This is a genomic window from Neorhizobium puerariae, assembly GCF_042429745.1.
In the GTDB taxonomy this organism is placed as follows: Bacteria; Pseudomonadota; Alphaproteobacteria; order Rhizobiales; family Rhizobiaceae; genus Neorhizobium; species Neorhizobium puerariae.
The window spans coordinates 1-26,396 of sequence record NZ_JBHMAA010000021.1 but is presented as its reverse complement, the minus strand read 5'-3'; the positions used below and the strand labels follow the sequence as shown (position 1 = coordinate 26,396).

The following is a 26,396-nucleotide window of genomic DNA, read 5'->3' as shown; positions in this document are numbered from 1 at the left end:
TCGATCGGATTATTTCCAGGCGTTCAGCACCTCGACGAGCCGGGAAAGCCCGGTCTCAAGCATGTCCGCGGGGATCCCGTAAGAGATGCGGATACCGGCGGGGTCGCCGAAAGCCGTACCTGAGACCGCGGCGACACCCGCTTCGCTGAGAAGCGAATTCACGACATCATCGGCAGTCACTGCGGCGCCGTTCACCGTCCCTGGATTCAGCAGATCCGAGAGATCGAGATAAAAGTAGAAACCGCCTTGGGCCTTCGGCACTGGAACTCTTGAAAGTGCGGACAGCACGTCGAGTCCGGCCTGCCTGGCGCTTGCGAGTCGGGAACGAAGCCTTCCCTCGTAAACACCGTCGCTCTGGTGCAGATGGGCAAGCACGGCATGCTGTGCGATCACGTTCGGATTGGAGGTCGTATGAGACTGCAATGCCTTGACGGCGTTGACCACATCCTTCGGCGCCGCGAGATACCCGATACGCCATCCGGTTAGCGCCAGCGACTTGCTGAACGCATTGATTATCACGGTCCGCGAACGGACTTCAGGCACCAAGGTAACGATCGGATGATGACTCTGTTGACCGTGGACGAAGTCTCCGTAGCATTCGTCGAAGATCACCCAGAAATTCCGATTGTTGGCGAGCTCTGCGATTGAGATCAAAGTCTGCACATCATAAACCGCGCCTGTGGGATTGGCGGGCGTGTTGATGACAATCGCTCGAGTCCGCTCGGTCACGGCGGCTTCGATATCGTCGATACGCGGGACGTAGCCGCTGGAACGTGTTTCGACGAAGACAGGGGTCGCGCCGGCAATCATGATCTGCGCTGGAAAGGTAGTCCAATAGGGAGAGGGGATGATCACTTCATCGCCGGGATTGAGCAGCACCATTGCCGTATTGAACAGCGCCTGCTTTGCGCCGCTGGTGACGGCGATTTCGTCCGACTTCCAGCCCTGTCCTGTGTCCAGAGAGACCTTTCGCGCCAGTGCTTCCCTCAGTTCGGCCAGCCCGATCGTGTCCGTGTAGCGGTTAACTCCCTTCTGGATTGCCTCGATTGCCCCACTCCGGATCGTAGGGGCAAGATCGCACCAGATTTCGCCGGCGGTGAGATCGACAATCTGTTTCCCAGCATCGGCGGCGGCCTTGGCAGCCGCTCGTGCGGCGGCTGTGCCTGACGATTTGAACATGGAAGTCCGTTGCGCAAGCATGTGCGCCTCCTGAACACGGATTGCTGACATTTGGTAGGCCGGTCTCAACGCCGACCAGCGTTCGATCTTATGCGTGTTTTGGGAGATATCGGTCTTCCGCGGCCGACAACTCGTCATACCGGAGGAGACCGAAGACATCTTCCAACGTCGCGACGTCCCCTTCCACGCTCGCGATGCTTTCTTCCGCGAATATGCGGCCGCATGTAGTACGCATTGCCGCAATCGCAGCACGCATATTATGATTTGCCCAGATCACCGTGGATATCCCGGCTTCACGATAAGCCGATACGGGTGTCTTGTAGTATTTCGTGGGAACAATCACCACGGGCAGCTTCCCGGCCCACTGCCGCGTGAATTCAAGAATCTCTGCGGCGTCGCTCTTGCGCGAATGGATGAGAACCGCATCGGCTCCTGCATCGGCATAGGCAGTGGCCCGTTCCAGGGCCTCATCGAGGCCATATCCGGCGATCAGCGCTTCGATACGGGCCACAAGCACCATGTCCGGCACGCTGTCCTTAACTGCCCGAAGCCGCCCGGAGAATTCGTCGACATCAGCGAGAAGGTGGCGGTTTCCAACAAAACTGTTCATTTTCGGAAAGCCCTTGTCCTCCAGGCAGACACCGGAGGCGCCCCGCTGCTGGAGCTTTGCTGCGAGCAACCGGGCATTGTTGAAGTTTCCAAAACCCGAGTCACCGTCGACGAGGATGGGCAAACCACTCGCATCGGCCATACGCTCTACAACGTCGACCATCTGCGTCCAGCTCGCTTCGTTGGCGTCTCGATAGCCAAGGCTCGAGGAAATGGAGAGACCAGATGCCCAGAGCGCCTTGAAGCCGGCCTGCGCGGCAACTGCTGCCGAAAGGCCGTCATGCGCCTCCATGATAAATTCGAGATTCTGAGACTGTATGAGATCAGTCAAAGTTTGGATCGAAGTGTCTAGTGACACGATTGACGCATGCAGAGAAGAAACCTGTGTATTCATTGGCACGTCTCCTTCATCTGGCAAAAGGATGTGTGACAGTTTTATGAAATGCAAGGAAAATATTTAAAAATTGGACGAAATATTGCCGATATTTCAATGAGATATGGAGGATATAAAGAGACTATACTGATATGTCGACGCAACTTTTTCAAAATATCAGAGCGCCATCAGACGCTTCGATGATATACCGGACAAATTTCCTCAAGATTTTGATGATATAGCAAGCATAACGAGAATAAAGCTGATACCGTCCTTCCTCCAGATTGTGTCAGTTATCGCGCTTGAATTCCCGTCGGAGATGACACGCGTTCGGAGGGGTTGTCGAAATGCAAAAGCAGCAGCCACTGTTTTCCAGTCATGAAGACATGAACGATGATCACGACAAGGCCGGCCAGGTATATGCGCGTATCAGGGCGGTATTAATTTCATACAGGGTGCTGCCTTCGAGCTTTCTGAATATCCGAACGATAGCGAAAGCTCTGAATGTCAGTCCCACACCGGTGAGGGAAGCGCTGATCCGGTTGGCAAATGAGGAACTTGTCCTGCAAGCGCCGGCTGGAAGGGGGTACTTTTCACGAATACCGAGCGTGGATCAGCTCGCGGCAGAGTACGAGGCGGCATACGCGATCATTTGCTATGCGATACGAAAGAACCCTCAGGGTCTTTCGTTGACAGGTCTACGGCCGCTCGCAGAAATCCAGGTCAATATCTCGGATTTCCAATCAGGTGCAAATGGGGTGTCTCCGTTCGTGGTTTTTTTGGAAACGCTCTATCAGCGGCTGGTCGAGATATCGGGAAACTCAATATTACAAGCTCATGTGCAACACTTTATCGACCGCACGAGCTTCATACGCGAATTCGATCTTCTTAAACCTCAACGCCAACATCAGGTCATGGATCATATGGCGCAGTTCATCCATCTGCTTGAAGGCGGCCGAACTGAAGACGCGATTAGGAACCTTGAACAACAGCTCAAGATCAAGACAAGCTTGCTTCCCGAACTGGTACATGGTGTGATGCAAAGGTCGGCCGCCGACAACAAGTCTGTCGAAACATTGCTATGCGAAAGTCCTTTGAAAGGATGATCGAGTTGTCCTCCCATTCGAAACCAAGCCCCGAGGCCTCAAGGCGGGAGGTTCGTGAGGATCTGGAGATCGCGACGGCCATCATGACCTACGCCATCAGGAAGAACCTGGGCGGCTTCCATTTTGCAGGTTTACGCATCCCGCGGATCATTCAGGCCTGGGAGCCCGGAACTCAAATGCCGGACGTTGAGAGTTTTGCAAAGGAAGTCGTGACTTTTCAGGAGCATCTGCACGAACGGATCGCGGCCCTCGCTCACAATCAAAAGATGGTTCGTACGATATGGAGCCTGAACGAAAAAACTCGTCATTTTCGCGAGTGCGAATTGCGGGAGCCAGAAGCCGCCAGAGAAATTCTTGACAGGACTGCAGCCTTGGTAAACGCCTTGTTTAATCGAGAGGAGGAGCTCTGTTCGACCATTTTGCTGCAATGTGCGGAACGGCGCTATAGGTTATTGTTTGATACTGTCCCGCCGCATACGTCAAACTGTGAGAGACCCAGGCGAAGCAGCTCCTTGCCAAGCTGTCACCCATCACCATAGCGCTCACCGAGCTGTATTGATAGGGTGTCGCCGATTGCGCGACCTGACGATCATCCAAAGGCAACGGATTCGTTCTGAGGCACGAACGGGCGGATGTCTTCTTCGAGGTTGTCGAAGCCGACCGACCGATGGCAACTCGAGGGCTGGCAGATCTAAGAAATCTTACAATCGCACGGCGCGTGGACAAATCAATGATCATCCCCATCTCCATGTACCTTGCCTTTGGCGGTGAGCTTGGTCATAGCACCGGCAAAGGGGTAGCTGGTTCGATCCCTTTCACTGCAAAAAGCGCTACGTACGCATCGATCATTTGCTCGATCACCCGCATGCTGCCGCCAGACCTGCGCATGCTACCTTCTAGAAGATAACGTGCGCCAAGTTCTCGGCCGGAGTTGTTGCTCCGGCCGTGAGGACTCAAGTTGGGATCGCTTCAGAAAACCAACGACTCAATTCATTGATGCCTATAGTCTCTCATACGCTAGTGCGGATGATCGTCTTGCCTGTCCGGCGCTCCGTCGAGTTGAATGCGGCGACGGCATTATCGAGTGTAGAGATGTGGTCGATGTTCGTCCGAAGGCGTCCGTCACGTACCCGCTGAACGATCTCGCCCAGTTGAGCACGATCGGACTCGACGACGAAATCAATCGCTAGACCATCGGCAGGGCGCGCTTCGACCGGGCCAACGACGGAAACTAGAGCTCCTCCCGGTCGCACCAGACCTGCGGAGCGCTTCTGGATCTCGCCGCCGATCATGTCAAGCGCTAGATCGATGCTCCCAATCTCCTCGAGCGTGTCATTTGCCAGATCGACGAACTCGTTTGCGCCGAACTCCAGCGACTTCTGACGGTCCGCAGCACGTCCGGTCCCAATGACATAGGCTCCAAATTCGCGGGCCAGTTGCGTCGCGATAGAGCCGACCGCTCCGGCGGCGCCATGTACAAGGACGCTCTGACCCGCCTGAAGACGGCCATGCTGGAACAGTGCCTGCCAGGCGGTCAGGCCGGAGATCGGCAGGCTCGCACCCACTGTGAACTCCACGTCACCCGGGAGCGGCGCGAGGTTGCGGGCCTCTACGGCCACATATTCCGCCAGGGTGCCGTCGCGGTACCAGTCCGTCAGGCCGAACGCGCGTTGTCCCAAAGACAGGCCGGTCGTACCATAGCCGAGGGCGGTAACCACGCCGGCGAACTCATGTCCCGGGATTGATGGCGTCCGTCTTTGGCCGATGCGATCCGTCCAGGTCGAGGGCCAGCTCAGTTCGGTTGGCACGAAGCCCGACGCATGCACTTCAACGGTGACGTCGTTTATCGCTGCCTGCGGCTGCGGCCGCTCCGCCAGCGTCATGCCGGTCGTGCCGGCGGCTTCGTCGGTTGCTATGATCGCTTTCATCGATTTGTCTCCTCAGATATTTGATGATTGTGGTGATACAGCGCGGAAGACCATTTCGATCTCCCTTGGGTAGCTGCGGGTAGATGCACTTTGCGGTCCCCTCGGTGTCGGCTCCTGCGGAACTATTGCAAACGGGATGAGAGTGGCGGACGCTTCATCGCCAAAAGCTCTGTCACATCCTGCAGCGCATCTTTGGACGAGATGGGAAGCGTCAACCACTTCCCGTCGATGTAGGTCTTTGCATCATCGTAGGCTCCGACCAATTGCGGCCGCCAGGCATAGCGCCGCTCCTCGAACTTCTCCCGTTCCGCTCTGCCCATCACGACGATGGCGGAGAACCGCCGATATTCCGGCACCAAAGTTGTAAGCGCCCTGGTCTTCTTGAAGCGCAAGGACCAACCGCGGTTCTTTCCGCCGTAAAGCCAGTCCGGTGCGAACACTTCAGGGTAGGACGCGTCGATCCAGGTCCGCAGTTCAGTCCATTGACCGTATGCCTCTGGGCCCAGCCATTCGCGGATAGCGCCGTCATCGGGCGGTGTCGAATTGCCGGTGATCCTGTCACCGATCTTGGGGAGCGTAGACGTCGATAAAATCATCTGAAGCCTCGTTTTGATGGTCCGGCTGCGCCGGATGGTTGACGTACGGACGTTCGAAGCCTTGCGTCCTCAATGTGCGCCTGGCGACGCTTGCCGGGGCATGGCGAGGTCGGCATGCATCCAGCCGACGCTCGCGATCATTACGGGTTGATCTTTGGTTCCGGTCAGGCGCGTCACGGCGGTGAGGTCGAGAGCTGCAAGCGTCTTGGCTCTCGCCTCTGCCGCCTGCTCCCAGTCAAGGAAGGCCGTTCCTTGAAGCGGGAGAAACTGCTGGCTCTTTAGCCCGATGGAGCTGAGCGCGACCGATAGGTAGGGCGTCAGAAATCCGGCTGGTTGGCGCGCTCGCCGGTGAAGAAGCCGCCGGAAGCCACACCGATAAACACTGGACGGTCCCAAAGCATTCCGACCTTCCCGGCGGGCGTTGATTTCATCGTGCGGCCGACGCGCAGGATCTGGTCGATCCAGGCCTTGAGACCGAGGGAATGGTCAGGTTGTGCATCGGCGTTCCGATGACGACAGCGTCCGCCGCTTCGACCTCCCGAATAAGCTGTTCCGAAAGATCGAGCGACCCTGCCGGCGGGTCGACCAAGGTAGTCGGAGACGCCGGCGCGGCGGCATAAAGGGCCGCGGTCTGAGGTAGGGGATCAGCGCCGAGGTCACGCCGGACGATGTCGGCGCCAGGCGCGACCTCAAGAAGCTTTTCGACGATCGCCGCCGAAAGCTGACGGCTATGTGATTGTTGGCGCGGACTGCTATCGATGTGGAGAATGTTCATGGGATTGATCCAGCAGCTTCATGAGGTTGCGAGAGAGCGGAATTCAGATCGAGCCCGCCGCGGCAACGATGGGAAAGTCCTTGTCCGGATCGAAGACGTTGTTGAACAGGTTCGTCAGGGTGAACATGGCCACCAGAGCAACGATCTCGATGATGTTCGCCTCGGTGAAGCCGGCATCGCGGACAGCCTTCAGATCATCATCGCCGACTTTCCCGCGGGTCTCGATAACCTTTCTCGCGAACTGCACCGCCGCATCCCGCTTCGGGTCGTTTGCATGGCCCTTGCGAGCGAGAATGATTTCTTCGGCCGGCAGCTTGGCCATATGTTCGGCGGTGAAGCTGTGAACCGTGAGACAATAGTTGCAGCCGTTCACTTCGGAGACAGCAAGGCCGATGCTGTCTCGTGTCCTCACGTCAAGCGCCTTGCTGAGTTCCCTTGAACCATGCAGGATCTGACTGGCTCGATTTATTCGCCACGCCGTCAAGGATTACCTCGGATACCGGTGAGGCCGACCTCCAAGCGTTCGGGCTATATCAACGGGCAGGCGATCCACATTAACGGTGACGAGAGCATATTAGGAGAAGGAAAGGGTTGGATTGCCGATCAAGCTTCTCCTCAGTGAGGCGTAGGTTCTGTTCCCATCAAGATCTTCGTCACTTATTTAAGCTGGAACTGGCGCACTATGACCGATGGACAGCCGTTGACAGCCTGGCAGCTCGCTTAAGCTTGCCTTGAGCTGATCGGTGACGGCATCCGCCACGTCCCAAACACCCTCTTCCCCTGGGAGGAATTCCTCTGAACCCTCTGATTCCTCCGCTTCGTCCGTTTTCCATTTCTCGCCGAATGCGGCGCTGGCAAAACCCGTCACCTTTTTCTCCTTCTTGCCGAAAAGAATTGCCACGACCTCGATTTCTCGATGCAAGGGAAGGTCGGTCTCATAATCTTCCCTGTGTCTGCGAGCCTCCTCCAACACCGCTTGCGGATACGTCACTTTCGACAATGACTCTTTCAGGTGTCTGGAAGCACCGGAAAGGTCGGGCAATGCGGGATAGATGTTTCGCCGTTCGTCCGTCAGGTCAAACTCTGCTCTGAAGGTGGTCTGTCCGGTCAAAACGGTCTCATCGAGCATTCTACCAAGCGCTATAGCCAGCGCGTGGTGGGCGGCAATCATTCTCGGCGTGGTAAATGTTGAACCGCCCAGTTGGTACCAGTGGCCTTTACCGCCCTTCGGTTTGTTCAGAACAAGATGGGCGTCGATGCGATCCGCCACTCGATGGACAATCAACGCATGAAAATTCGCAATGCGGGTGTTGTGGTATGTTCGAAGTGTGAACTGACGACCGATCCTGGAGATTGGGAGTTCAGACGCGCAACTGGCGAAGGTTTTTCTGCCGAAGGCCGAGATGCAGGCCAAGCCGAAGAAGCAGGAAGGAGCGAACGGCTTCCGCCGCCGGTCGTGGATAGCGGTCTTCGTCCGGCATGCGTTTCAGGATCTCGTCGGTGATCTTGCGATATTCCGCCAGCGGGCTGTCAGCTTCGAGGATACACATGATCGGCTCGAACGGATCGCGATGGACGCGCATCACCCGCTGGATTTCCTTGGAACGATTGGCGGCGTGTCGGTGAAACGCGTCGCAGGCTCCGTGCCAGTCGCGCGCAGCGAAGTCAATCTCTTCCGGTGCGATGAGGCCATTGATCGGGCGGACTCTCTTCAGGAGTTCAGGGTGCTGGCGGATCCAGCCCACTTCCGCCCGGGTGAGAGCCTGCGCCACCATCAGCATGTCTTCTTCCCATTTGGTGTAGAAGCCACGCCGCTGCTCGCGCCATTGCAGATACCAGTCCCAAACACCGGGGAAGACAAGCAGTCCGAAGCTCAACTGGCTGAGCGGTACGCCACGGCCTTTGACAATGCCGGACGGGGAGGCGGCAAGCGCGCCGAACATCAAGCCGAGGTGCTCGATCTTTTGTGAAGCGGTTTCCTCGCCCCAGACGCCGTTGCGTTGAAAGCCGATCGCAGTCAGCGTCGAGGTCTTGAAGCGGATGAGGTCAGTCATTTCCATCGCCAGCCGTGGCGGTGCGTCAACTACGCCGGACAGCAGGTCGGGATCTTCGAGATCTTCCGCAGTATTATGGTTGGCGCCAACAGCTTTCGTGAGGGGCCGAGGTGATAGAGAGCCTCCTCCATAGGTGACGCCAGGGAAGCGGATCGCGTATCGCTGTTTGCTGGCCGCAGCCTGGTAACGGCGATATTCTGTCGAGCCGGATATGATCACCCGGCGCACCCAGTCGAGGATCTCTTCCCGCTTGGTGAAGGGTAGACTGCTGAAATCATCCGGCAAATGTAACGAAATCCGCCTCCGCTCAGCCGGAGTGATATCGCCAAGATCGTGACCGTAAAGCGACCTCGCCTGATGCGGCATCTTCGCCTTGAAATATCCTTCCGACAACCGGTAACGCCGCTCGATGCGGGACAGGATGTCGAAGCTCGCAACTGACCGCGGCACGCGCTCACCCTGAATCCAGGACAGCAGGGTCTTGCTGTCGAAGGTCTCATTCAAACGGACGACAGCGCGGTAAAGCTGCCAATAGCTGTCGCCAAACCGGCGCATCTGATAGATAAGCGCATCCTGAAAACTCGCCGGATCGTCGGTCGCTTCAAACAATGGCTCCGGAAACGGACTGATCGGTTTCGGCTGCGGGCCGCGCGGCGCGGAAGCGAATTGGGCCGAGGTTCCGTCGGCCGCGGCGCTTTGTGGTTTTCGGGTGGCGGAGGCGGTTGTCGGCTTGCTCTGCGTTGCCTTGCTCGATCGAACGGTTGGATTTGCCGGTCGGACGTCTTCGGCCGCAGGTGGCGCTCCGAGCCATCGGATGATTGCGTCCAGTCCCGGTCGGAGCTGCTTCTTCAATTCCGCTGTCAACTCATCTTCGATCCCGCAGGCTTGCCCGATCGTCGTCCAGTCGATGCGGCCATTCAGGATTGGGGGCGTTTTGCGGTAGATGATCAGGCTGATGAGGTAGGGCCGGAGATTCTCCAGCACCCGCTTCGATGCAATCGGCGCGATGCGCACCTCACAGAATTCCGAGATTTTTCGCTGAAAATGACGTGATGAAAGATCTTGTTTGGGCATACTCATTCCATTTCTCGCGGCATCAGTGCCGGGGGCGAGCGGGAATAGGCGCCGGCCTTTAACAAAACATGTATCGGAAGAAAGATATTTCAGCGGTGGCGCTCGCTCCTTCCGTCACCTAGACGTACGCATAAGCGATCCGTAAACAGATCATTTTTCCCGTTACGATCCTCTTTCATATCATTTCCCTTGACTAGCTTGGTCGATAAGGATATGTAAACATATCAACTTGAACATAATGATATGTTTAGAGATCAAAATGAACGCTGAGTCAGAGGCTCTGCTGGAAATCGGTCAGCTGTTGAAGATGGCGCGCAAAGGCTTGGGGTTCACTCAAGAGCAGGTTGCCGACATGGCGGGCATATCGCGTCCTCGATATCGAGAGATCGAAACCGGAAGTGCCGCGGCCCGCACGACGACCCTGATCAACATTGCTCGCGCGCTCGGGCTTGAACTGATGCTTATCCCGCAGGCGATGGTCCCGGCGGTCGATGCTCTATTGCAGCCGCATGATGACGACGATGACCTGCCTGCCTTCTTCGCCGGTCCTGACGGTGATGCCGATGCCTGAGGCTTTTCTCGATCCAAGAGACATCTCATCGCTGGAGGTGCTGCTGAACGATCTGAAGGTCGGCACAATCGTCAGGACGCCTGGCGACTTCAATGCGTTCAGCTTCGAGGAAAGCTATCGCGCGATGGGCGGCTTTCCTGTGCTCAGTCTGTCTTTCCGCGCGGCAACCGGAGGACTGCGCAAGGATCCCAAGCCTGTTGCGAGAGCCCTGCCTGCATTCTTTGCCAATCTTCTTCCCGAGGACAAGCTGCGCGAGGCGATGGAGAAGCACCACGCAGGCAGTGTTCGCGCTGGAAACGACTTTGACCTGCTTGTCGCGCTCGGCTCGGATCTGCCGGGTGCAGTCCGTGTCATACCGAGCGAAGGGGCGATTGCTCGTATCGACGATTTGTCACTTCCCAAACCGAAAGCCCGATTTTCGCTCGCGGGTGTGCAGATGAAGCTATCTGTCATCAAGAACACTGGCAAGGGTGGCGGCCTGACCATACCACTGGGGGATGAGCAGGGTTCTTACATCGCCAAGTTTCCGTCGACATCGTTTCCGGGCGTCTCGGAAAACGAATATGCCAATCTCGCTTTGGCCGAAGCAATCGGTATGGACGTGCCGGAATGTGAGCTCGTCGAGCAATCGGAATTCGAGAGTATTCCGGAGGAATTCAAGACGCTGTCGGACGGAAAAGTCCTGCTCGTCAAACGCTTCGATCGTGGCGCTGGCGGAAAGCGGATCCATGTCGAGGATTTCGCTCAGGTGTTCGGCATCTATCCTTCGCGCAAATATGAAGGTGCGGCTTATCACGATATCGCCGCCGCACTCGGCGTTGCCGTCTCGTCAGCGGCCGCACTCGAATTCGTCCGCCGACTGGCTTTGGCCGCCATCATCGGCAATGGTGATATGCACCTGAAGAACTGGTCGCTTATCTATCGCGGCGCTGGCGACAGGCCGGCACTCGCCCCCGTTTACGACGTGCTCTCGACCGTGCCTTATATCCCGGCGGATGCCATGGCGTTGTCGCTTGCAGGTGAGCGCTCGTTCAGGGCAATGAACGCGCAGCGATGGAAGGTCTTCGCCAATCGTGCACGCTTACCGGAAGCTGCCGTGCTTAAAGCGGTGACCGAGACAGTTGAACGCGTAAACCAGCTTTGGTGGTCGCTGCCGGAGCGTGAGATCGTTCCGGCAAAGGTGCTTGAGCGGATCGATACGCACGTGAAGGTGATGACGCCGATCTTAACCCTTTGAAAAGATGAAAACTTATCGCGTGGATCGATAGGTTGTGATGGTTAGATTCCTAATCACGCCAACTGCTAGCCGTTTATGTGGCAGGCTTTGGAACTTACCGCTCGACCAACCGCAGGAATCGGATGTTGCGAGCCTATACAACACGCTACAGCTCGTCACACTAATCGAAACTACGATCGACCGCTAAATCGCCGTCAAGGCCAACTACAGAAAAGACGTCGTTGTTGCTAACTTCATAGCTTCCGGATTGCTTCCATCAAATATGCTTCGAGGTCACGCGCTTTAGCACTTGCCGTCCTGGAGGTTCGCAGTGCGAGATCAATCGCTCCCAGTGCTGGCAAGCGCTCGTCCTGATAGCGAACCACACCTTCCGGGGCGCCGAGTGGAACACGGCACGTTATACCTAGCCCTGCAGCGACTGCCGACCAAAGGCCTGTCACTCCGGTTGTCGCCATGGTAATGCGCAGTGGCTCGTTTGCTTTTTCCAGTACAGTGACCCCAAGGTCACGAAACAGGCAGGGCGATTGAAGCACCACAATGGGCCATGCCCGTTGGGGATCAGCTGAAAAAGATGCCGCGGCCATCCATTCGATCGGGAATGTTGCCGCCGGTCGCGCGGTGCTTCCATCGCCGGATCTGCTCCAGTGAAGCGCCACGTCCGCCTCACCATTGTCGATGCGCTCAATGATTTCGCTGTTACGAAGGACCTGAGCCTCTACCGAGATATCCGAGTGAATAACCAAGAAATCGGATAGCTGCCGCGGCAACCAGATTTCGGCAATATCTGCCGGCGCGGCTATGCGGATCGTTTCCATGCTCGGGCTCGACCCCACTGTTCGAAGCCCCTCATCATTGGCCAGCACAATACGTTCCGCATAGGGCAGCAATCGCAAAGCGTGTTCCGTCGGTACGACACCTCTGCCCGCACGCTGAAAGAGCTTTGCACCGATCTGCTGTTCCAGGCGCTGGATCTGCAAGGTGACGGTGGATGCGCTCTTCGCGCGGCGTTCGGCTGCATTCGCAAGACTCTTGTGCCGTACGCTCTCGATGAACGTCCTGAGAACATCGATATCAAAGTTGGTGTTCATGTCGCTCAAGAGACGTCCGCCGTTCCATCTGTGATCATCGGATTATACGCCCGTGAAAAGTTTTTGAAATGCAAAATGTTTTCCACGAATCGTTTGATATTTGAAAACTTCGTGCGTGCCCATTCCATAATAGTCTATAAAGTTAATAGACATTAGGGGTGAGGGTTTTGCCCATAGGCGAGAGGGGACCACTTCATGTGTATGAAGATTGCTCAATCAGGAAGCGCGGCTTTCGCCGCAGTGGCGGCAAGAACGCCGGCCAACGATTTGGATCCGTGAGGCCAGCTTGACTGAGCCTCGGACCGCGTTGGTTAGCGCGGGTTAAATCGCACCATTTGGTTTCTTCGCGAGTGGCCGGTCAGCAAAGGCCAGGTCCAGAGAACGGCCTTGCCCCATTAGGCCGGCGGCCGCCACCGGGTGATGGTGAGCCTCAGACAAGGGATAGGGATCTTGAAACTTTATTATTCGTCCACCTCGCCGTTTGCGCGGAAAGTGCTGGCCGTCTCGATCGTGACAGGCCTTTACGACAACATCGATCGCATCGAGGCGGCTCCACATCCCATTGATCGAGATGTCTCGGTTCTCGCACATAATCCTCTGGCAAAGGTGCCGACGCTCGTCACGCCCGAAGGCCTGGCGCTCTTCGATAGCCGTGTCATCGCTGAATACCTCGACGCCAATACAGTCGCGGCGCGCGTCTTTCCACAGGAAGACGGATTGCGCTGGAAAGCTCTGGCGCTCCAGTCATTGAGCGATGGGATTCTGGATGCTGCCCTGCTGATCCGCTACGAGAGAACGGCTCGGCCGGAGAACCTTCGCTGGCCCCTTTGGCAGGAACGGCAGTTCGACAAGATCGTCTCGGCCCTCGATGCGCTGGAAAGCGATCAACATGCGCCGAGTCACGCCGTTGACATCGGCACGATCACGCTCGGCTCCGCCCTTGGATATCTCGACCTTCGCTTTCCCGACTTCGTCTGGCGATCCGGACGGCCAAAGCTCGGGACATGGTTCGAAAGCTTCGCACGCAATGACTTCCTACTTCGAACGGCCGCGCCGGTGCCGAAGGCAGCCTGAATAAAAGTGGGCGGACCTGTCCGGATCGGCCCGTCCGCCTGGCCACGAAACACCTGCGGTTCGGCTGAACGTTCCGCTGCTTCCTGAATGGAGAATCTCGAAATGGCATCGAAAAGGCAGATCAAGCTTGGTCTTGTGCCGACGGGGGCTGGTGGTCCCGGAAACCACAACCGTTGGCTTGATAAGGACATCCCGCTCGATTCCAGTGTCAACATCGACTGGTACATCGACGTGGCCCGGCAGGCGGAAGAGGCGAAGTTCGATCTCATATTCATCGTCGACAGCCAGTTCATCACCGAGAACTCTCCGCCCCACTATTTGAACCGGCTTGAGCCCCTGACACTGCTGTCCGGCGTCGCCACCCGGACGACACATATCGGTCTCGTCGGAACCCTGACGACGTCCTACAACGAGCCGTTCAACGTTGCCCGACGTTTCGCGTCGCTCGACCTGATCAGTCGCGGCCGAGCCGGGTGGAACGTGGTCACCAGCGGTGATGCTGGAACTGCCGGAAACTATGGTCGAGACGAGCACTATGATTATGACACGCGTTACGGGCGCGCCCTCGAACACGTGCAAGTGGCCCAGGGGCTTTGGAAATCCTACCGTGACGGTGCTTTCGTCCGAAACCGCGAGACGGCAGAGTTTCTCGACAAGTCCAAGCTCCATCCTCTCAACCATGTGGGAGAGCATTTCAAGGTCGTCGGTCCTCTGAATATCGAACGCTCGCCGCAGGGAGAGCCGGTCATCTTCCAGGCCGGCAATTCCGAACAGGGCCGCGACCTCGGCGCCAGGATCGGCGAGGGTATCTTCTCCCACGCGGCGAGCCTGGAAGACGGGCAGGCTTTCTACAAGGACATCAAGGGGCGCGCGAAAGCCTACGGCCGCGCACCGGAAGACATTGTCATTCTTCCCAGCACCGATATCGTGGTCGGCGATACCGACGATGATGCTCGTGAACTTGAGCGCGCCTATCATTTCGCGGACCACAGCTTCGACCAGGCGCTTGCGGAGTTCGGCCGCTCGTTCGGGTGGCATGACTTCCGTCAGTACGATCTCGACGCACCGTTCCCCGCCGCGGCACTCGAATATGCCCGCAGCAGCTTCTACACCGGCGCGAAGCGTATCACGGACCTCGCCGTCGAGCGTGGTTTCACTTTGCGCCAAACCATAGAGCATATCAGGCAGCCGAAAAACGGCCCGTTTGTCGGGTCGCCGGAAACTGTCGCCAACGAGTTGATCCGTTGGTTCGACGCCTTCGCGCTCGACGGCTTCAACGTGCGTCTCAGCCATCCCGCTAATTTCACACGGTTCGCGCGCGAGGTCGTCCCCATCCTTCAGGACAAGGGCTATTTCCGCAAGGAATACGAGGACACGACGCTGCGTGGAAATCTCGGTCTGAAGAAAGTGCCCAACCCCTGATCCGACATCCCCGATGCGGGCCAACGAACAACAACATCCTGCTTGCAGGAAGGAGACGAACCTTGGGCAAGAACACGAAATACCTTATCGGCATTCCGATCATCGCCGCGCTCGCGGTAGGCGGCGCTTTCCTCTGGTACAACAACGGGCAAAACGTCGTGAGCGCGTCGCCCGCGACACAGAACAAGAAACCGGCGGTGCTGCGCTGGGCGGCCACTCTCAATGCTCATTGGGACCCCGTCGTCCAGGGCAGCGGTTACAGTTTCAATCAGACTGCCATCGCCTATGCCTCACTGACGGAGATCGACGAAAACGGCAAGGTCGCACCAGGACTGGCGCAAAGCTGGACCTATAACCAGACCGGCGACAAGATCACCTTCCACTTGCGGCCCGGTCTCAAATTCCAGGACGGGGAGCCGGTGAATGCACAGGCGGTGAAGCTCTATCTGGAGCGGGCGAAGACCCAGAAGAACTCCGCCCTGGCCGGTGATCTGACATCGATCGCCAGCGTGACCGCCGACAACGAGACGGATGTCACGCTCAATCTTACCCAGGTCGATCATCAGATACCGCTTCTCCTCGGCCGTCGCGTCGCCCAGATCACCAGCCCGAAGGCAGCTCAAGATCCCCAGAAGCTGGACCAGTGGCCAATCGGCGCCGGACCGTTCAAGGTCGTCGAGTATGTCCCGGAATCGCATATCTACTTCGAGAAGTTCGACGGATACTGGGACGCAAAAAATATCCATATCGACCGCATCGAATTGTCCGCAGCGCCTGACGCCTCGCAACTGGTAGCGTCTATCCAGACGGGGGTCTACGATTTCGCCTATGGCCTCAATGCCTCCCAGATCGAGGTCGCGAAGAAGGCGGGTCTGGACGTTCTGACCTATCCTGTTTATGCCGCTCAAAATATCAGCATCAATGTCAACAAACCGCCGTTCGACAATCCGAAGGTCGTCGATGCGATCCGATATGCCGTCAACCGGCAGGAGTTCGTCGACAAGGTCACGTTCGGTACCGGCGTTGCCACCACACAGCCGTTCCCTGCCGGATATATCGCCTACGATCCTCAGTCAGCCGATCTCTGGCCCTACAATCCGGAAAAGGCCAAGCAACTGCTTGCCGAGGGCGGCTATAAGCCAGGTGATATTAAGGTCGACTTCGTCGTTCGTGAGCCTTCGACCGCGAACGAGCTTATCCAGAGGCAATTGGCGGCGGTTGGCATCGAGGCAAAATTGAGGGTGGCTCCGGACTGGGCAACGCCTTTCTTCGCCAAGGATCTGGCGCTTTCTTCCTACGGAACCACTGGTCGAGAATCGCCGGTGCAGACCTTGACCGCGCATTTCGGGCCAAAAGGGCCGCTCAACCTGTCCGGACCTTATGTGCCGGAAGGGTTCGATGCGGCAATCAAGATTGCACGCGAGACCCCTCTCGACTCTCCGGACTACGCTAAGAACCTGCAGTCTGCGACCCGGGTGGCGCTGCAGGGCAGGGCGCTGGTCTTCACCTATGGATCCCCGACGCTGATCGTGAAGTCGCCGAAGATATCGGCACCGCCGAAAATTCCCGGCCAGATCCATCTGACCGGCGTGACCATCGCAGAATGATCGCTGCTGCCGGCGAGGCAGGACCTGGCACTACAGGAGAGTGAAAAATGGCGAGCATAAATTCTGAAAGCGGGGCTGCAGGCTTCATCAGGCAGCCGAGTGGTGTATCCGGTGGGTGGGCAGTCGCCGCGCGATCGACGCTTCTGCTCGCGGTTCGCTCGATCATCGTGTTCGTCACGGTCTTCTTTTTCGCGACGCTCCTCACGTTTGCCCTGCAGGGACTGAGCGGCCTCAGCCCGGCGCACCTGCAACTGTCGGAATCAGCCACGCCGGAGGCAATCGCCGCACTCGAACATGAATGGGGTCTCGACCTGCCTCTTTGGCAGCAATACCTCAACTGGTTCGGCGGGATTTTGCAGGGGGACCTTGGCCGCAGTTGGTACAATGGGGCTGACATTTCCCTGTTGCTCACATCTCGTGCCGCAATCAGCCTTTCGGTCGCGGGCCTCGCACTGCTGATCGGGGTAACGCTGGGCTCCATTCTGGGTGTGACGGCCGCAAAATTTCAGACCACCTGGATCGACCGCTCGATCACGACTTTCACGACGTTCGTCTCGGTGTTGCCGCCGTTTGTCGTCGGTATCGGTCTGGTCGCGATTTTTGCAGTCTGGCTGAACTGGTTTCCTTCGGCCGGTTATGTCTCCATCGAGCGAGGCGGCGTCTGGCAGTGGTTGAATCATATCTGGCTGCCTTCACTTGCGCTCAGCATGGAAGCGGTTGCCGATATCGCCCGGCAGCTTCGGGTGGGTCTCATCCAGGCGTCTCGTGAAAACTATGTCACGGGCGCCCTCGTGCGTGGGCTCAGTAGCGAACGCATCTTCTGGGGTCACGTGCTGCGCAATGGCAGCGGCCCGGCGCTGACCATGCTCGGGATGAAATTTCCCAACCTGATCGGCGGAGCCGTGGTCACCGAAGCCGTTTTCGGACTTGCCGGCTACGGCAGGTTCGCCGCCGATTCCGCAAGCCGCGGCGATGTTCCCGCGGTCCAGGGCGTGCTCGTTCTGGCGATCGTGCTGGTGGTCGTTTTCAATCTGCTCGTCAATCTTCTGCTGGTTCGGCTCAGCCCGGCATCGGCGAGGGGAATCTGAGATGATACGTGGTGTCTGGCAACTGCCGTCTGGAAAACTTTCCGTTCTCTTTCTGTCGTTTATAATCTTCCTGGCGGTCTTCGGCCCCTCGCTCGCGCCGTATGATCCTTTGCTCGGGACCGACCGCCTGCTTGCACATCCGAGCGCGCAGCATTGGCTCGGAACGGACTATCTTGGCCGGGACGTCTTGAGCAGGATCCTGGCGGGTTCGACCATCAGTGTGCTCGGTTCCGTTCAGGTGGCACTGATCGCGCTCTTTGTCGGCGCCATTCCCGGGATCCTCTCCGTCTATCTGGGCAGGATCTTCGAATGGCTGACCCTCCGCCTTGTCGACACCCTGATCGCGTTGCCCTTTCTGGTTTTTGCGGTCGCGGTCACGGCGTTGCTCGGCAACGGCATTCCGCAGGCCATGCTCGTCGTCGGCATCATGGTCTCTCCGGCCTTCTACCGGGTGGCGCGGGCGGCCGCCTTGACGATCTCCCGCTCGCAATATGTCGAGGCGGCGATCCTGTCGGGCGCTTCGATCGGCTGGATCGTACGCAAACATGTCTGGGCCAAGGTGCTGCCCGCGATCGCGATCACGCTTGCAAACACGATGGGCACCGGATTTGTCGTCGTTTCCAGCCTGACCTTCCTCGGCATCGGTGTCCAGCCGCCTGCACCCACATGGGGTGGGGTTCTGGCCTCCGATCTCGGTTACCTGAATTTTCGGCCCTATGCGCCGCTCTTCACCACAGTGCTGATCGTCCTCACCGTGCTGGCCTTCAACCTGCTCGCTGATGTCATCCGCGATGTGTCCGGCGAATCCGGCCGGGCGCTTTTGGTGCGCCGGGAACAGAAGCGACGACCCACGGCCGGCCAAAAGACTTCCGCAGCGATCCTGTCTACACCGAATGGAGAATCGCGATGACAGCCGAAATTATTGATCGTTCGCAGATCGCCGCCGCGATCAACCTGGAGCGCGAAACGGTGCTTCGCCTGGATGGAGTCACCATACGCAACACCATCACCGGTAAAGACGTTGTTCGCGGCATTTCCTTCACCCTCCGGAAGGGGAAAGTGGTCGGGATCGTCGGCGAGTCCGGTAGCGGCAAGACACTGACCTGCCGTTCGGTCCTCGGAATCCTTCCGCAGCTGTTTACGGTCTCGGAAGGGTCGATCGACCTTCTCGGCCATGATGTCCTTGCGCTTGACCAGAAGCAGTGGACGCAACTGCGGGGAACCTCCATCACCGCCGTTTTCCAGGACCCCGGCTCCTACCTTAACCCATCGATCAAGGTCGGCGCCCAGATCGCCGAGGTCATTCGAACGAAGCGTGGCGTCAGCCGGCAGGAAGCCAGGCAACGGACGCTGCAGCTTCTGGAGGATGTCCGGCTGCGCGATCCGGAGCTGGTTTATAGCCAGTATCCATTCGAGCTTTCGGGCGGCATGCTGCAGCGGGTATTGATCGCAGCGGCCATCTCGCTCGATCCACAGGTGCTGATTGCCGACGAGGTCACCACAGCGCTGGACGTCACGGTTCAGGCGGAGGTACTCGATCTTCTTGTCGATCTGAAGGAACGCCGCGGACTGTCTCTGATCGTCGTCTCGCATGACCTCGCGGTTGTCGCGCAGGTCTGCGACGAGGTCCTTGTCCTGCGCGATGGCGACGTGGTCGAGAGGGGATCGACGGCGGAGGTCCTGCGCCGGCCGAAACATGAATACACGCGCCTCCTGATCGGCGAGCATCATCTCTACGGTCTGGAGCGTTTCCTCGACGCTAAGCCGACCGAGCCGAAACCCAAACTCGTTGATAGCCGCCCCGTTCTTATCCGCGCGGAAGGTGTTTGCGTCAGCTACGACTCCAGGACGTCGCGACGGCAAGCTCTTCGGGACGCGACGTTCACCCTTCGAGAGGGCGAGTCTATCGGGGTGATCGGAGAGACCGGGTCGGGCAAGTCCACCCTTGCCCGCGCCCTCATCGGTCTTGTCGCGCCGAGCGCGGGCCGGATATCGATCGCGGGTGAGGAGATTACCGGGTTCAATGCCGCCCGATGGCGGGACTTCCGCAAGCGCGGGGTCATCCAGTACGTCTTTCAGGATCCACTTCGCAGTCTCGATCCCGAAGTGACGATTGCCGAGACGCTCGCCGAACCCCTGCAGTTGCGGGGCGGAATATCGAGAGCCGAGATCCAGGAACGTATTGCATTTCGGCTGGAGCAGGTCCGCCTGAAGCCCGATCTGCTGGATCGCTTTCCGGGCGAGCTATCAGGCGGACAGCGCCAGCGCATCGCCGTCGCCCGCGCGCTCGTGACCGAGCCCAAGGTGCTCATCCTCGATGAGCCGGTCAGCGCGCTCGATTCAGCAAATCGGGTACAAGTGCTGGAAATCCTGAACTCATTGCGTGCCAGCGGCACCTCGCTGATGTTCATCTCGCACGACCTTGGTTCAGTCGCAGGAGTGACAGACCGGGTTATCGTTCTTTACCGCGGATCGATCGTCGAATCCGCCGCGACGGACGATGTCGTCAATCGCCCGAGCCATCTCTACACCCGGCTGCTGGTCGGCTCTGCGCCCACGGTAACGTCGACCGGCTCGATCGACAGACGTTCGCGTCAGGAACTGCGCGAACAGCTTGAAGCCGCATCCTGAAACACATCGCCATCGCTTGTATCCGTGATCGCCTTCGAGAGGCACCGGGGCGATGGCGCAAAGCCCAACGGAGAAGAAAGGGGAACGGAATGTCGCATGATCATTCTCACAATCACCACCATCATCACACGGGAGATTCCGAAGTTCCGCGCTGGAAACATGACGGGGTGAGGGTGATCCCAGGTGACCGTCTGGACGCGAATACCGCCCAGACCCCCGGCATGTTTCGCCAGGCTGCCATCAACCATGCGCGGGTCGGCGCTCAGAAAATCTGGGCGGGAACCGTCGCCATTGAGCCTGATGCCAAGACCGGCGTTCACCACCACGGGCCTCTGGAAAGCGTCATCTATGTCGTTCGCGGGCGCGCCCGCCTGCGTTGGGGAGATCGTCTGGAATTCGTGGCCGAAGCCGGTCCCGGCGATTTCATCTACGTGCCGCCTTACGTTCCACATCAGGAGATCAATGCCGATCCCGACCAGGTCCTCGAATGCGTCCTCGTCCGGTCCGATAATGAAGCGGTCGTGGTGAACATCACCGATGTCGATCCTGTCGAGGCTCCGGAGAACGTCTATTGGGTCGACCCGATTCACGCAGCGCCAAAACCGGAATGATCACTCGGCAAGTCGGGAGCGAACGCGCTCGCGAAGCCTGCCGTCACCTCGCCGTATCGCCCTCGCAAGGAGCCTCTGTCATGACTGCGCACCGTTTTCGTCTCGGTTTTCTGTCGCATCTGGAAGCCCACACCGATCTGCCACACCTCTACCGCGCCTTCATCGACCTGTTCCGCTACGCAGAGGAACTCGGCTTCGATTCCGGATGGGTCGCCCAGCACCATTTCGAGGACGGTCGCCATGGTCCGGGCGCTGGCGCCTCGCCGCTGACTTTCCTGACGGCGGTCGCTGAAAACACCAAGCGCCTCCGTCTCGGCACGGCCGTCGTCACCCTTCCGCTCGAATCGCCCATTCGGTTGGCGGAAGACGCTGCGACGCTAGATGTCATCAGTGGCGGACGGCTCGAGCTCGGAATCAGTTCGGGCAACGGAGAAAAGCTCTTCCAAACGTTCGGAGTGCCCATTGAGCAGCGTCGGGAGCGGACCACTGAGGGCGTCAAGCTCCTTTATCGCGCCTATGCCGGCGAGCCGCTCTTTGACGGTGGGCCGATCTTGCAGCCACAGTCTCCAGGGCTAAGGGACCGCATCTGGCAGGGAATTTTTAGCCCTGAGGGCGCGCGGTATGCCGCGGCGGCCGGTTCGAACTTGCTTCTGAACCGTGCGGCCTACGGCTACAGCGAACGCACGGATCTGGTCCAGCGGCCCTGGGCCGACGCTTATCTGGAGGCCTGGGACGAAAATCCGGCGAATGCAGGCCGGCGCCCGCGGATCGGCCTGTCGCGGCTGGTCTATCCAGCAAAGGACAAGGACACGGCCAAGGCCCAACTTCGGGACGGGATCGAGAAGGTCGCGCAGAAGATGGTGGAGGGGGGCCGATTCCCGGCCGGGCTTTCACTGGACGACTACCTGGCCCGTTTCCATGCCTTCTATGGCTCGCCCGACGAGGTCGTTGATCAGCTATCGGACGAACAATGCCTCCCACTTGCAACGGATATTCTGTGCCAGGTGAACCCCGGCGTGCCCGATCTCGACCAGCTTGCTCGTACCCTGGAATTGATTGCCACCAAAGTTGCGCCGGCACTCGGATGGAAGCCTGAGCCTGCCACTATCCCGAATGTGCCTGAGACACTGCTGAAGCGTTCCGCTGCCTGAGCGATCTGGGCTGAACGACAACCGCAGCCCGACATTTGCGTCTCCAATGCCTGCAAGAGGGCAAATGGCCGATTCTACAGAAAGATCATCGATGACTTCTAAGCTCGCGAAATTATTTGCTACTCTGCTCCTCTCATCCATGCCCTCGATCGCGTTCGCTCACACCGGCAGTGGTGACACAAACAGCTTTGTTCATGGCTTCGGGCATCCGATCTCGGGTATCGATCATGTTCTTGCCATGGTGATGGTCGGTGTTTTTGCATGTCACCTGGGTGGGCGAGCGCTTTGGGCAGTGCCGTCGGCCTTCGTAGTCGTCATGATCATCGGCGGTGCGCTTGGGGCGATGCACGTGTCCGTCCCCTTGGTGGAAACGGGAATTGCGCTTTCCGTCGTCGCGCTTGGTTTGATCGTTGCTCTCCGGTTGAGTATGCCGACCGCCGTTGCCATGGGGATTGTCGGGTTGTTTGCAATTTTCCACGGCCACGCCCATGGTACGGAGATGCCGGAAAATGCCGGAGGCGCGGTTTGTGCGGCCGGCTTCGTGCTCGCAACTGCTCTTTTGTATTCGATCGGCATCGTGATCGGCGCCTTCGTCGGCAGAATCGGGGAACATGGCCGCAGGCTTTTCCTGCGATCGACGGGAGGTCTTGCCGCAGTTGCTGGTATCGGCCTCCTTGTCAACATTCTCTAAGTCCCGTGGCGATCCTGTCGTTCATCCTAGATCTGAGGTTTAACTCATTCTGGCGGTTGGGCCGCTCTCCTCGTTCGATGATGCTGCATCAACGGTGAGTTCAGGCGCGGTCCAGCGCGCTCCTTCGTTTCGCCATATGCTCGCATGCGGATCGCCACCGGCTCCTACAGCCCACTGATGTTACGGTCGTTGGTGCGCTGACAGACAAACGGGCTTTCTTCCGTCTTCGCCAGCATGCCGTTTTTCCTGAGAAATCGCTCGAAATTGTCGCGGACGGCATCCAGTGCGAACCGACCTACCGCGGCATCCCGGCATGCCTTCAAGATTGTCTCGAAGGCGATATCCCGCTTTTCCTCCGGCCAATCCTCGAGGAAATCGAAGATGTCATCCAGGCATCCCATTTCCTGGATAAAATGTTTTCTTTTCACGAAAAGAGGTCGGTCAAACAGATTACCGGCCATTGCGTCCTCCTATGTGATCGGTTTGACGGCCATGATCTAGGAGGACGACGTTGCGCCTTCAAGATGGCGGAAAAGCTTCGAAGGCAACAAAAAAGGCCGGGGCGAAACCGCACCGACCTTCCTCATCATCGCTTACTCACCAGTGCCAGTACATCCGTGGTCAAAAGTCTTGAAACGACGGCGGCAATTGCGAGCGGCGAATTCGTTTCAGCGCTCATCAGCAATGCCGATGGAAATTATATAGGCAGCCTTTGTGTCCAAAACAAGCCCGAGCCGGGCGCTTGATTGTCAGAGCCTCTCTCCCGAACGAGGTTGACAAGACTTGGTCGACAGTCGAGCCATCTCTCTCCTTGCCCAACAGCGTCCTCAGGAAAGATGACAGTGCCGGTTGTCGCTCGAAGCCGCAAACCGGAAGTCGGTGCGTATGCTTCATGGTACGAGCGTCTGACCGTTTCCATCGTTCATCCCTCCCTGTTGGCGAAGGATGCCGGCGGCCTCCAGAAGGCCGGCCGCCGGCCGGGTTGGATCGATCAGCTCTTGATGGCGATGCGCTTGACCTGCGACTGTGCTTTCTCCGTCTTCGGCAGGGTCACTGTCAGCACGCCGTTCTTGAAGCGGGCATCGACCTGGTCTTCCTTGACCTCGACGCCGAGCGGGATGCGGCGCTCGAACCGGCCGTAATAACGCTCGGTGAACTGGCGGTCCTTGTCCTCGTTCTCGGAGCGCTTTTCACCCTTCAGCGTCAGGACGCCATCGTTGAGCAGGACCTCGATGTCCTTCTCTTCAAGGCCGGGCACCTCGGCGGTCACCTTGATCTCCTTGTCGGTGTCGGAGATCTCGACACTCGGCCAGCCGGCACCGAACGCGAAGCCGTTTCCGAAGGACGGCAGGCCGGAACCGAAGCCGCGGAAGACATCGTCGAACAGACGGTTTACCTCGCGATGAAGCGACAGGAAGGGATCACGGTCGTCATCGCGCAGGAGACTCGGAACCTGGTTGCCGTTGTTGCGGTTCCACGGAATCAAATCACGAACACTCATGTTTCTTCTCCTTCTGTTGGTTCAGTTGGCAAAGCTTCCCTGCTGGCGCCGGGCATCGCCCGGCGCCTTGTGCGCGTGTTGCGCTGATGGAAGGCTTAAGCCGCCTGTTTCTCGGCCTCGATCTGCTTCGTCTCGACCTTCGGCAGAGCCATGTCGGTCGAAATCTCGATCTGGCGCGGTTTCATCTCTTCCGGGATCTCGCGCTTGAGATCGATAGTCAGCAGACCGTTGACGAGGCCGGCGCCCACGATCTTGACATGGTCGGCAAGCTCGAACCGGCGCTGGAACGAGCGGCCGGCGATGCCGCGATGCAGATATTGTACATCGTCGGCATTTGCCTTCTGGCCCGACACGAAGAGCATGTTCTGCTCCTGGGTGATCGTCAGCTCTTCCTGCGAGAAGCCCGCCACTGCCATGGCAATGCGATAGTTGTCCTCGCCGGACTTGACGATGTCATACGGAGGCCAGCTGTCGATCGTCTCGATGCGGCTTGCAGCCTCGAGCGCATTCAACATTCGGTCGAAACCGATACTCGACCGGAACAGGGGAGAAAAATCGAGGTTTGTCCTCATAGCCATATCCTCCTTGTAAGCAACATGGATACAAGGAGACGCCAAGAGCACATGGCGTCTCCTGGACCTGTCGATCCCCATTGGGCAATCGAACAATATTGATATAATTCCGTAGCTTACAGTTTCAAGAGGAGCGAATTCCCTGACATAAAAAATTGATTTTTTCGTTTGCGTGACCAGATTCGTGTGAGACCAAATCGAGAAAGGAGCAACGGATATGCCAATGACTTCCGACGACGTCACCGCCATCCTTGGACCTGTCGATGAAACGTTGGTGGCTGAGGTGGTGGCAACGGGTGCGACGCAGGCTGAACTCGCCGAGGCATTCGCCTGAGCCAACAACGACGAAGCCTTGATGGGCGAAGGACGGCATCTGCCGGCAGGCAGGGTGGCCGCGCTCGTCGATCTGCTGACCGCCGATGAGGAGGAGCAAGCCGATTAGCTTGAACACCTCTCCGCCGCTCACCGTATCCAGTGCGATACGTTCGATTTCCGCCGCCACGGCTTCGCTGTTCCAATCCTTTTCTTCCGTCAATGCCGGCGAGCACGGCCGGGCTGCACGGCGAGCGGGACGGATCGGTTTGTGGATTGGTGGGATTTCCCCCGCCCTGAGAGCGGACGGCTCTGCCGTGCGCAGACGGTGTTTGCAGGGAAGGAAGGGGGAAGACCTCCTGGCTTCCCCAGGGATCGGCTTCAGTCGCAGCCGACCAGAAGATAGCGCGCGAAGTTTATCGCTACCACGATGTGCAGCGGTTGGCCCAGCAGACCGAACAATGCACCGGGAGCACTTGCCGGCAGACGCCTCCACGAGCTCTTGCGCATCTAGCGCACTACGATCAAGAACCGAGATTCATATCAGAAGGTTGACGGCGCGCCCTTCGAACGCCGCAGCCTAGTATATCTCAGCAGTCAGTCGCTCCGAGCACATAAGGAAAGGCTTAAGGGAGCCATGCTACCGTCCTTCGGTCGCCGATGAATGGCGTTAAGTCGCTGCCATGACCGCAGCCTCCACGGTGTGTTTTGTATGGCGTTCTTTCGTACCAGGGCTGGCTGGCAGGCCTCGATCATTTTCTTCTGTGGAACTGTCGTTCTTGTTTTCGCGCATGGAACGGATGCCCATGAGAGAATCCTAAATTTCCTTCATCGCTACGAAGCCTTTGAGCTGGACGAGTTGCTCCTCGTTCTCGATGTCGTCGGCCTGATGAGCATCGTTTACGCATGCCTCCGATTGTTGGACCTGCGGCAGGAAAAACGGCGACGTGATCAGGCGGAAGCGCGCGCCGATTGGATGGCACGGCATGACGCCTTGACCGGACTTTACAACCGCTATGCCTGTGTTTCGGCGTGGAATATTGACCCCTCTGGCGGGGTGACCGGCGTCCAATTTTGACCCCCCACCTGTTTCGTCTGACCATCCGTCTTTTGCTGGCGGATGGAGGGGGAGTTGAAGCGAGTGGA

Annotated in this window: 25 protein-coding genes and 2 pseudogenes; 15 read left to right on the top strand and 12 right to left on the bottom strand. The window is 58.3% G+C overall.

Annotated elements, in window-relative coordinates; genetic code table 11:
- Positions 1 to 9 precede the first annotated feature (9 nt).
- Together ACFFP0_RS18960 and aepX are read right to left on the bottom strand one after the other, a co-directional pair.
- The gene (locus ACFFP0_RS18960) at positions 10 to 1,200 is read right to left on the bottom strand and encodes a pyridoxal phosphate-dependent aminotransferase (protein ID WP_377263711.1); all 1,191 of its coding nucleotides are present in this window, start codon (positions 1,198 to 1,200) and stop codon (positions 10 to 12) included.
- A 67-nt stretch (positions 1,201 to 1,267) separates the two neighbouring features.
- Positions 1,268 to 2,182: a phosphoenolpyruvate mutase gene (gene aepX, locus ACFFP0_RS18955; RefSeq protein ID WP_377263709.1), complete on the bottom strand. Its 915-nt coding sequence runs from the start codon at positions 2,180 to 2,182 to the stop codon at positions 1,268 to 1,270.
- Positions 2,183 to 2,508: 326 nt separating this feature from the next.
- Between aepX and ACFFP0_RS18950 the strand changes: the two genes are divergently transcribed.
- Together ACFFP0_RS18950 and ACFFP0_RS18945 are read left to right on the top strand one after the other, a co-directional pair.
- Positions 2,509 to 3,267 carry a GntR family transcriptional regulator gene (locus ACFFP0_RS18950; protein ID WP_377263707.1) on the top strand — a complete coding sequence of 253 codons (759 nt, stop codon included), beginning with the start codon at positions 2,509 to 2,511 and terminating at the stop codon, positions 3,265 to 3,267.
- 83 nt (positions 3,268 to 3,350) lie between these two features.
- Positions 3,351 to 3,806, top strand: a complete 456-nt coding sequence (locus tag ACFFP0_RS18945; RefSeq protein WP_377263706.1) for an FCD domain-containing protein — start codon at positions 3,351 to 3,353, stop codon at positions 3,804 to 3,806.
- 471 nt (positions 3,807 to 4,277) lie between these two features.
- Here the strand turns inward: ACFFP0_RS18945 and ACFFP0_RS18940 are convergent, their stop codons facing one another.
- From ACFFP0_RS18940 to ACFFP0_RS18915, 6 genes and pseudogenes are all read right to left on the bottom strand, one after another.
- Positions 4,278 to 5,195, bottom strand: a complete 918-nt coding sequence (locus tag ACFFP0_RS18940; protein ID WP_377263704.1) for an NADP-dependent oxidoreductase — start codon at positions 5,193 to 5,195, stop codon at positions 4,278 to 4,280.
- Between the two features lie 122 nt (positions 5,196 to 5,317).
- The gene (locus ACFFP0_RS18935; protein ID WP_377263703.1) at positions 5,318 to 5,791 is read right to left on the bottom strand and encodes a DUF3788 domain-containing protein; all 474 of its coding nucleotides are present in this window, start codon (positions 5,789 to 5,791) and stop codon (positions 5,318 to 5,320) included.
- Between the two features lie 427 nt (positions 5,792 to 6,218).
- On the bottom strand, positions 6,219 to 6,566 hold the full coding sequence (locus tag ACFFP0_RS18930) for an NAD(P)H-dependent oxidoreductase (RefSeq protein WP_377263700.1): 348 nt from the start codon (positions 6,564 to 6,566) through the stop codon (positions 6,219 to 6,221).
- 43 nt (positions 6,567 to 6,609) lie between these two features.
- Positions 6,610 to 6,996 (bottom strand): annotated as a pseudogene (locus ACFFP0_RS18925) (carboxymuconolactone decarboxylase family protein); the annotation flags it as partial.
- 231 nt (positions 6,997 to 7,227) lie between these two features.
- Positions 7,228 to 7,836, bottom strand: coding sequence for a hypothetical protein (locus tag ACFFP0_RS18920; protein ID WP_377263698.1), 609 nt, complete (start codon positions 7,834 to 7,836; stop codon positions 7,228 to 7,230).
- A gap of 91 nt (positions 7,837 to 7,927) precedes the next feature.
- Positions 7,928 to 9,694, bottom strand: a complete 1,767-nt coding sequence (locus ACFFP0_RS18915; RefSeq protein WP_377263751.1) for a hypothetical protein — start codon at positions 9,692 to 9,694, stop codon at positions 7,928 to 7,930.
- A gap of 259 nt (positions 9,695 to 9,953) precedes the next feature.
- Here ACFFP0_RS18915 and ACFFP0_RS18910 point away from each other — a divergent pair, with 259 nt between their 5' ends.
- Together ACFFP0_RS18910 and ACFFP0_RS18905 are read left to right on the top strand one after the other, a co-directional pair.
- Entirely contained in the window at positions 9,954 to 10,265 is a 312-nt protein-coding gene (locus ACFFP0_RS18910) for a helix-turn-helix domain-containing protein (protein ID WP_377263696.1), read from the top strand.
- Positions 10,258 to 11,502: a type II toxin-antitoxin system HipA family toxin gene (locus ACFFP0_RS18905; RefSeq protein ID WP_377263749.1), complete on the top strand. Its 1,245-nt coding sequence runs from the start codon at positions 10,258 to 10,260 to the stop codon at positions 11,500 to 11,502. Before ACFFP0_RS18910 ends, ACFFP0_RS18905 begins: the two co-directional genes overlap by 8 nt.
- A gap of 233 nt (positions 11,503 to 11,735) precedes the next feature.
- Here the strand turns inward: ACFFP0_RS18905 and ACFFP0_RS18900 are convergent, their stop codons facing one another.
- A complete protein-coding gene (locus tag ACFFP0_RS18900) occupies positions 11,736 to 12,590 on the bottom strand; it encodes a LysR substrate-binding domain-containing protein (RefSeq protein ID WP_377263748.1) in 855 nt (284 codons plus the stop codon).
- A gap of 450 nt (positions 12,591 to 13,040) precedes the next feature.
- Here ACFFP0_RS18900 and ACFFP0_RS18895 point away from each other — a divergent pair, with 450 nt between their 5' ends.
- From ACFFP0_RS18895 to ACFFP0_RS18855, 9 genes are all read left to right on the top strand, one after another.
- The gene (locus ACFFP0_RS18895) at positions 13,041 to 13,664 is read left to right on the top strand and encodes a glutathione S-transferase family protein (protein WP_377263694.1); all 624 of its coding nucleotides are present in this window, start codon (positions 13,041 to 13,043) and stop codon (positions 13,662 to 13,664) included.
- A 102-nt stretch (positions 13,665 to 13,766) separates the two neighbouring features.
- Entirely contained in the window at positions 13,767 to 15,086 is a 1,320-nt protein-coding gene (locus tag ACFFP0_RS18890) for an LLM class flavin-dependent oxidoreductase (RefSeq protein ID WP_377263692.1), read from the top strand.
- A gap of 62 nt (positions 15,087 to 15,148) precedes the next feature.
- The gene (locus ACFFP0_RS18885; protein ID WP_377263690.1) at positions 15,149 to 16,693 is read left to right on the top strand and encodes an ABC transporter substrate-binding protein; all 1,545 of its coding nucleotides are present in this window, start codon (positions 15,149 to 15,151) and stop codon (positions 16,691 to 16,693) included.
- A gap of 47 nt (positions 16,694 to 16,740) precedes the next feature.
- Complete coding sequence (locus ACFFP0_RS18880) at positions 16,741 to 17,781, top strand: ABC transporter permease (RefSeq protein ID WP_377263687.1); 1,041 nt, start codon at positions 16,741 to 16,743, stop codon at positions 17,779 to 17,781.
- A 1-nt stretch (position 17,782) separates the two neighbouring features.
- Positions 17,783 to 18,691 (top strand): ABC transporter permease, encoded by a 909-nt coding sequence (locus tag ACFFP0_RS18875; RefSeq protein ID WP_377263685.1) that lies wholly within the window; start codon positions 17,783 to 17,785, stop codon positions 18,689 to 18,691.
- A complete protein-coding gene (locus ACFFP0_RS18870) occupies positions 18,688 to 20,412 on the top strand; it encodes a dipeptide ABC transporter ATP-binding protein (RefSeq protein ID WP_377263683.1) in 1,725 nt (574 codons plus the stop codon). The genes ACFFP0_RS18875 and ACFFP0_RS18870 overlap by 4 nt, the downstream gene beginning before the upstream one ends.
- Before the next feature lie 89 nt (positions 20,413 to 20,501).
- Positions 20,502 to 21,023 (top strand): cupin domain-containing protein, encoded by a 522-nt coding sequence (locus tag ACFFP0_RS18865; RefSeq protein WP_377263681.1) that lies wholly within the window; start codon positions 20,502 to 20,504, stop codon positions 21,021 to 21,023.
- Positions 21,024 to 21,103: 80 nt separating this feature from the next.
- On the top strand, positions 21,104 to 22,174 hold the full coding sequence (locus tag ACFFP0_RS18860; protein WP_377263679.1) for an LLM class flavin-dependent oxidoreductase: 1,071 nt from the start codon (positions 21,104 to 21,106) through the stop codon (positions 22,172 to 22,174).
- A 91-nt stretch (positions 22,175 to 22,265) separates the two neighbouring features.
- Positions 22,266 to 22,865, top strand: a complete 600-nt coding sequence (locus ACFFP0_RS18855) for a HupE/UreJ family protein (RefSeq protein ID WP_377263746.1) — start codon at positions 22,266 to 22,268, stop codon at positions 22,863 to 22,865.
- A gap of 164 nt (positions 22,866 to 23,029) precedes the next feature.
- On the opposite strand, the gene ACFFP0_RS18850 is transcribed toward ACFFP0_RS18855, so the two are convergent.
- From ACFFP0_RS18850 to ACFFP0_RS18840, 3 genes are all read right to left on the bottom strand, one after another.
- On the bottom strand, positions 23,030 to 23,326 hold the full coding sequence (locus ACFFP0_RS18850; protein WP_377263676.1) for a DUF982 domain-containing protein: 297 nt from the start codon (positions 23,324 to 23,326) through the stop codon (positions 23,030 to 23,032).
- Positions 23,327 to 23,856: 530 nt separating this feature from the next.
- A complete protein-coding gene (locus ACFFP0_RS18845; RefSeq protein WP_377263674.1) occupies positions 23,857 to 24,366 on the bottom strand; it encodes an Hsp20/alpha crystallin family protein in 510 nt (169 codons plus the stop codon).
- Between the two features lie 95 nt (positions 24,367 to 24,461).
- Entirely contained in the window at positions 24,462 to 24,938 is a 477-nt protein-coding gene (locus ACFFP0_RS18840) for an Hsp20 family protein (protein ID WP_377263672.1), read from the bottom strand.
- A gap of 217 nt (positions 24,939 to 25,155) precedes the next feature.
- Here ACFFP0_RS18840 and ACFFP0_RS18835 point away from each other — a divergent pair.
- Together ACFFP0_RS18835 and ACFFP0_RS18830 are read left to right on the top strand one after the other, a co-directional pair.
- Positions 25,156 to 25,380: pseudogene (locus ACFFP0_RS18835) on the top strand (hypothetical protein).
- A 582-nt stretch (positions 25,381 to 25,962) separates the two neighbouring features.
- A complete protein-coding gene (locus ACFFP0_RS18830) occupies positions 25,963 to 26,328 on the top strand; it encodes a hypothetical protein (protein ID WP_377263670.1) in 366 nt (121 codons plus the stop codon).
- Positions 26,329 to 26,396: the final 68 nt, after the last annotated feature.

Bases quoted from the DNA above. Each gene is read 5' to 3' on its own strand.
- ACFFP0_RS18960 (WP_377263711.1), bottom strand. From the start codon at position 1,200: ATGCTTGCGCAACGGACTTCCATGTTCAAATCGTCAGGCACAGCCGCC.
- aepX (WP_377263709.1), bottom strand. From the start codon at position 2,182: ATGAATACACAGGTTTCTTCTCTGCATGCGTCAATCGTGTCACTAGAC.
- ACFFP0_RS18950 (WP_377263707.1), top strand. From the start codon at position 2,509: ATGCAAAAGCAGCAGCCACTGTTTTCCAGTCATGAAGACATGAACGAT.
- ACFFP0_RS18945 (WP_377263706.1), top strand. From the start codon at position 3,351: ATGACCTACGCCATCAGGAAGAACCTGGGCGGCTTCCATTTTGCAGGT.
- ACFFP0_RS18940 (WP_377263704.1), bottom strand. From the start codon at position 5,195: ATGAAAGCGATCATAGCAACCGACGAAGCCGCCGGCACGACCGGCATG.
- ACFFP0_RS18935 (WP_377263703.1), bottom strand. From the start codon at position 5,791: ATGATTTTATCGACGTCTACGCTCCCCAAGATCGGTGACAGGATCACC.
- ACFFP0_RS18930 (WP_377263700.1), bottom strand. From the start codon at position 6,566: ATGAACATTCTCCACATCGATAGCAGTCCGCGCCAACAATCACATAGC.
- ACFFP0_RS18915 (WP_377263751.1), bottom strand. From the start codon at position 9,694: ATGCCCAAACAAGATCTTTCATCACGTCATTTTCAGCGAAAAATCTCG.
- ACFFP0_RS18910 (WP_377263696.1), top strand. From the start codon at position 9,954: ATGAACGCTGAGTCAGAGGCTCTGCTGGAAATCGGTCAGCTGTTGAAG.
- ACFFP0_RS18905 (WP_377263749.1), top strand. From the start codon at position 10,258: ATGCCTGAGGCTTTTCTCGATCCAAGAGACATCTCATCGCTGGAGGTG.
- ACFFP0_RS18900 (WP_377263748.1), bottom strand. From the start codon at position 12,590: ATGAACACCAACTTTGATATCGATGTTCTCAGGACGTTCATCGAGAGC.
- ACFFP0_RS18890 (WP_377263692.1), top strand. From the start codon at position 13,767: ATGGCATCGAAAAGGCAGATCAAGCTTGGTCTTGTGCCGACGGGGGCT.
- ACFFP0_RS18880 (WP_377263687.1), top strand. From the start codon at position 16,741: ATGGCGAGCATAAATTCTGAAAGCGGGGCTGCAGGCTTCATCAGGCAG.
- ACFFP0_RS18875 (WP_377263685.1), top strand. From the start codon at position 17,783: ATGATACGTGGTGTCTGGCAACTGCCGTCTGGAAAACTTTCCGTTCTC.
- ACFFP0_RS18870 (WP_377263683.1), top strand. From the start codon at position 18,688: ATGACAGCCGAAATTATTGATCGTTCGCAGATCGCCGCCGCGATCAAC.
- ACFFP0_RS18865 (WP_377263681.1), top strand. From the start codon at position 20,502: ATGTCGCATGATCATTCTCACAATCACCACCATCATCACACGGGAGAT.
- ACFFP0_RS18860 (WP_377263679.1), top strand. From the start codon at position 21,104: ATGACTGCGCACCGTTTTCGTCTCGGTTTTCTGTCGCATCTGGAAGCC.
- ACFFP0_RS18855 (WP_377263746.1), top strand. From the start codon at position 22,266: ATGACTTCTAAGCTCGCGAAATTATTTGCTACTCTGCTCCTCTCATCC.
- ACFFP0_RS18850 (WP_377263676.1), bottom strand. From the start codon at position 23,326: ATGGCCGGTAATCTGTTTGACCGACCTCTTTTCGTGAAAAGAAAACAT.
- ACFFP0_RS18845 (WP_377263674.1), bottom strand. From the start codon at position 24,366: ATGAGTGTTCGTGATTTGATTCCGTGGAACCGCAACAACGGCAACCAG.
- ACFFP0_RS18840 (WP_377263672.1), bottom strand. From the start codon at position 24,938: ATGAGGACAAACCTCGATTTTTCTCCCCTGTTCCGGTCGAGTATCGGT.
- ACFFP0_RS18830 (WP_377263670.1), top strand. From the start codon at position 25,963: ATGGCGTTCTTTCGTACCAGGGCTGGCTGGCAGGCCTCGATCATTTTC.